The organism is Streptomyces ossamyceticus, assembly GCF_001418475.1.
GTDB classification, from domain to species: Bacteria; Actinomycetota; Actinomycetes; order Streptomycetales; family Streptomycetaceae; genus Streptomyces; species Streptomyces ossamyceticus.
The window spans coordinates 1-3,672 of sequence record NZ_LIQX01000738.1 but is presented as its reverse complement, the minus strand read 5'-3'; the positions used below and the strand labels follow the sequence as shown (position 1 = coordinate 3,672).

The 3,672-nt window shown below is 73.6% G+C and carries 4 protein-coding genes; 3 read left to right on the top strand and 1 reads right to left on the bottom strand.

Annotation, left to right across the window (positions count from 1 at the left end; translation table 11 throughout):
• Window positions 1-452: hypothetical protein (locus AOK15_RS37805; RefSeq protein ID WP_063799106.1), on the top strand; the 452-nt coding region annotated here is incomplete at its 5' end.
• Window positions 453-622: 170 nt separating this feature from the next.
• Window positions 623-970, top strand: coding sequence for a tetratricopeptide repeat protein (locus AOK15_RS37800; protein ID WP_055523301.1), 348 nt, complete (start codon window positions 623-625; stop codon window positions 968-970).
• Window positions 971-1,016: 46 nt separating this feature from the next.
• Here AOK15_RS37800 and AOK15_RS37795 read toward each other — a convergent pair whose 3' ends face one another.
• Entirely contained in the window at window positions 1,017-2,438 is a 1,422-nt protein-coding gene (locus tag AOK15_RS37795; protein WP_055523299.1) for a PepSY-associated TM helix domain-containing protein, read from the bottom strand.
• 182 nt (window positions 2,439-2,620) lie between these two features.
• Here AOK15_RS37795 and AOK15_RS37790 point away from each other — a divergent pair, with 182 nt between their 5' ends.
• The gene (locus AOK15_RS37790) at window positions 2,621-3,277 is read left to right on the top strand and encodes a peptide deformylase (RefSeq protein ID WP_055523297.1); all 657 of its coding nucleotides are present in this window, start codon (window positions 2,621-2,623) and stop codon (window positions 3,275-3,277) included.
• Window positions 3,278-3,672 lie beyond the last annotated feature (395 nt).

The following is a 3,672-nucleotide window of genomic DNA, read 5'->3' as shown; positions in this document are numbered from 1 at the left end:
CACCCGCCGCACCCGCCCTCAACGGCCGCGTCATCGCCCTCGCCCACTACGCCGCCCGCGCCGTCCTGGAGACCGTGCTCACCCGGTACGACCTGACGTTCCAGCAGTCGGTGACCCTCCGCGTCGTCGCGGTCGCCGACGGGCCCGTAACCCGCGAGGAGGTAGTGGACCAGGTCGTCGACTCCCTCAAGATCGGTGCGGAGGAAGTACGCGGTGTCCTGGACGGGTTGGCCACGGCGGAGCTGGTGGCGGCGGTCGAGCGCCCCACGGTGGCGGGCCTCGTCGCGATCACGGACGCCGGGCGGGAGGTCCACGCGAGGACCACCGCCGCGACCGGGGCGGTCTCCGCGAGGATCTACGCAGGCATCCCGGCGGAGGATCTCGCGGTCGCGGGCCGGGTACTGGGCCTCGTCACCGAGCGCGCCAACGGGGAACTCGCGGCCGGGCGCTGACCGATCACCTCGGCCGGCCCCGCACCAGTCCCACCAGTCCCACCAGTCCCACGCTCCATCCGCCGCGCCAGCGCCCCCGCGTTTCCACTGTCCCGGCACCTCGCAGCACCCGCCGAGCCAGTGGAATATTCAACTGACTCGGCAGGTTGTCGGCGGCGAAGGAGGTCACAGTGGACACGACGTACTACGACCACGGGACACCGGCCGAGCGCTGGGAGCGCGCGCGGATGTTCTTCGACGCCGAGGAGTACGCGGCAGCCGCGCGCGTCCTCAGCGCGCTGGTCGAGGAGGTGCCGGAGCAGACCGGCCCCCGGCTGCTGCTGGCCCGCGCCTACTACCACTCCGCCCAACTGCAACGCGCCGAGGCCGAGTTGCGCGTCCTCGTCGAACGCGACCCGGTGGAGCACTACGCCCGACTGCTGCTGGGCCGCACCCTGCAACGCCAGGCCCGGCACGTCGAGGCGGAGTCCCACCTGCGCATCGCCTCCGCCCTGTCGGGCGACTTCGAGCGGTTGTGAGTGAGCACCGCTCCACGCCTACTCCGCGCCCGCCCTGCCGCACGCGCTACTCCGCGCCCTGCTTCGCCTCGGTCCGGCCCCCGTACGTCCGCTCGCCCTTGCGGTGGGCGATCTCGCCCAGGACGACATCCACGGCGATGAACACGGCGAGCGGGATGCCGAGGAGCGGGACGAAGTAGCCGAGGACGGCGACGGCCGCCAGCGCGGGGACGAGGATCTGCGGGGGCACCTGCTGCCAGGCTCCGCGCGGGATCGGGCGACCGAAGGCGGAGGCCCGGCCGCGCTGCCACCACATGCGGTAGCCCCAGAGGATCAGCAGGACGAGAGAGGCCGCGAGCGCGATCAGCAGGAGCTGGTTGACCAGGCCGAACAGGACGCCGGTGTGGGCGTCGATGCCCCAGCGGGTGAGCTTGGCCAGCACCGGGAAGTCGGCGAACCGGAGGGTGTCGGTGACCTCGGCGGTCGACGGGTCCACGGCCACCGCGTCCTGCTTGGTGGGCCAGCTGCGCTGGACCTGCTTCACCACGTACGCGGAGGACGCGTCGGCGGGCGGCACGATCTCGACCGGGTCGCCCAGGCCCTTCGCGCGGGCGGCGGCGAGGATCTTGTCGAGGTCGCCCTCCGCGGCGGCCCCTCCCTCCGCCGCGCCGGTGTCATGGCCGCCGTGGTCGCCCGCCGCGGCCGAGATCGCCGGGGTGGCCTGGCGCAGTTCCGTGCGCAGGACATCGATGTTGGCGCCGGCGTACGCCGACCAGGTCAGGCCCGTCGCCGAGAGGAAGAAGAACCCGGCCGCTGCCCACACGCCGACCGTGCCGTGCAGGCCCAGGGTGCGGCGCCGACCGCTGGTGCCGCGCACCTTGCGCTGGGCGCGACGGCGGCCGAACCAGAGGACGAGACCGCCGGCCGAGATGACCCACAGCCAGCTGGCGGCGAGTTCGCTGTAGAGGCGGCCGGTCTCGCCGAGGTGCAGGTTGGCGTGGAGCTTGTCGATCCAGGTCCGCAGCGGCAGCGCGCCGGTCGCGCCGTACTGCTCCAACGCCCCGCGGACCTCCGCCGTGTACGGGTCGACGAACACCGCGAGCGTGTCGGTCTCATCGACGCCCTCGACCCCGGACAGCAGCACCCTGGTCGTCGCGTCGTCCGCGGGCGAGGGGCGTACGGCAGAGAGGGTTCCCTCGGGGTGCGCCTTGCGGGCGGCGGCCACCTGCTCGGAGATCGGCAGCTTCTCGTCGCCCACCTTCGCGACGGTCGTCTCGTCGGCGTAGACGATCTTCTCGATCTGGAACGAGGCGGCGTACAGGCCGCCCGTCAGGGCGGCGACCAGCAGGAACGGGGCGACCAGGACTCCCGCGTAGAAGTGCAGCCGCAGGACGAGCGGCCTGAGGGAGGCCCAGGCGCTCCTCGTCGCGCCGTCGGGCGTGACGGGTTTCCGGGTCTCGTCCGTCTCGGTCGAGGGGGCGATGGTCATCGGCGGCTGCTCCGGGGTACGGGGACGGGGACGTCGTGGCGGTTCAGTAGTCGGAGCGTGAAGGCACCGAGTTCCCGGCGATTCATGTGACGTGGACCACACGGACGTCCAGGGGCGGACGGGCCCCGCTGGGCCGGGAGAGCCGCCTCGCATCGGGTCATCCCGCTTGGCATGCTGGCGCGATGGCTTCCGAACGAGAGCGCACCGAGTTCCGCCCGCTGAGCGACCTGGTCGAGGAACTCCTCGCCCGTGAGGGCCCGCTGCCGATCGTGGCCGCGGGCGATCCGGTACTGCGCCGCACGGCCGAGCCCTTCGACGGCCAGCTCGACGCCGGTCTGCTGGCCCGTTTCGTCGCCGCGCTGCGGGCCACCATGCACGCGGCGCCGGGGGTCGGCCTCGCCGCACCCCAGGTCGGGGTGTCCCTGCGGATCGCGGTGATCGAGGATCCGGCGCCGGTGCCGGAGGAGGTGCGGCTGGCCCGGGGGCGGGTCCCGCAGCCGTTCCGGGTCCTGGTCAACCCGGCGTACGAGGCGGTCGGACCGTACCGTGACGCGTTCTTCGAGGGCTGTCTGAGCGTGCCGGGGTGGCAGGCCGTGGTGGCCCGGCACGCCAAGGTCCGGCTGCGGGCGCTCGACGAGCGGGGGCGGGCGGTGGACGAGGAGTTCTCCGGGTGGCCCGCCCGTATCGTCCAGCACGAGACGGACCACCTGAACGGCATGCTCTATCTCGACCACGCCGAGCTGCGTTCCCTCTCCTCGAACCAGGCGATGGCCGAGCGGTGGAACGACCCCACCCCGGCTCGCGCAGCCCGCGCCCTCGGCTTCCTGCTGCCCGACTGACCGACCGGCCCCACGGCGGGGCTGAGCGGCCGGCCCCCCTCATCCGGCTGCGCGGCCGACCACACTGCCGGACCGGGCCGAGCGGCGCCTGATCCAACGGCGGACCGAGCCGTCAGCCCCGGGCGAAAGCGGCTTCCCCCCGATGCCCCGGGCGGGCGGCCCCGCCAGGGAGCCAGGGGGGAGCCGCCTCGCCGGGGGACCGGGATCGGGGGAAGCCGCTCCGCCCGGTCGGTTCAGCCTCGGGTCGGTTCAGCCTCGGTACGCCTCCAGCAGCCGCAGCCAGATCTCGCTGATCGTCGGGTACGAGGGGACCGCGTGCCACAGCCGGTCGACGGGGACCTCCCCGGCGACGGCGATCGTGGCCGAGTGGATGAGTTCGCCGACGGCGGGCCCGA